A 957-nucleotide genomic window follows, 5' to 3' on the forward strand; every position below is an offset into this window, starting at 1 on the left:
CCAAACGGAACTTTCTAATATTCCGCCTGACCACCAGGATGTCCACCAAACTCTTCTGTGAAACCGAAATACCCACCTGTATCGACATGGGGATTTCCGTTCGAGTTATCACATTGACTTTCCATATCATGTTCACAAAAGAAACAGTGACCACAAGCAACGTTAAACGGTAACACAACCCGGTCTCCTCGCTTGACCTTCGTCACATCTGGTCCCACCTCTTCAACGATGCCCATCGGTTCATGACCAATGACATAGTCTTTGTGAGCCGGCATATTCCCCTGATAGATGTGTAAGTCTGAACCACAAATGGCAGTCGATGTGATTTTGACGATGATGTCATCGTTTTTTTCAATCGATGGATCCTTTACTTGTTTGACTTGAACATCCTTCGCTCCTTGGTACGTTACGGCGCGCATCTGAAATCCTCCTTAGTGAAATAGAATGACGTACCTTTTTCCTTACCCAAATACCAGCATTTGTTCTACACGTTTATTGGAATTGGATACCATGTCTTTGAAAGGGGATGACCATTACGCAATCGATATGTAATTTTATAAATTCGAGAATGTAACAAATCTTTTAATAAATAAATGATCCTCCTTGCAACTTTTTTTTATGTTTTTAAAAAAATAAAAAGAGCATCATCTTTCTCCACAAACTGGAGCCAGCACATGTATCCTTATCCTCGTTGCAATTATGGTTGTTTTTCAGGTCCGGAAAATTAAAAAAAGTTTGTGAAAACGGTCGAATTCAATCGTTTTTCTCGTCCATATCTTGATACCAACGGTATCGTTGCAAGGAATTGTCATTTCACGCAAACTTACCTCTTTTTGCCTTTTTCAGAGATTTCTCGAGTCAGAAACCTTACGGTATAGTTCGATCACCTGGGGGGTCTCTTTCTCCCAAGCCGTGTTCTTCAGCATCGGGATTTTGAAGATCATCTCCATTTCGATC

At 40.8% G+C, this 957-nt stretch carries 1 protein-coding gene; it reads right to left on the reverse strand.

The window, feature by feature from the left end; translation table 11 throughout:
* Positions 1-14 precede the first annotated feature (14 nt).
* The gene (locus tag ACPUEY_RS14050) at positions 15-419 is read right to left on the reverse strand and encodes an alcohol dehydrogenase catalytic domain-containing protein (protein WP_425122466.1); all 405 of its coding nucleotides are present in this window, start codon (positions 417-419) and stop codon (positions 15-17) included.
* Between the last annotated feature and the right edge of the window lie 538 nt (positions 420-957).

Source organism: Acinetobacter sp. G11 (genome assembly GCF_049808495.1).
In the GTDB taxonomy this organism is placed as follows: domain Bacteria; phylum Pseudomonadota; class Gammaproteobacteria; order Pseudomonadales; family Moraxellaceae; genus Acinetobacter; species Acinetobacter kookii.

What these genes read in the sequence shown, in the direction of transcription:
- ACPUEY_RS14050 (WP_425122466.1), bottom strand. Translation starts at nt 419, where the DNA reads ATGCGCGCCGTAACGTACCAAGGAGCGAAGGATGTTCAAGTCAAACAA.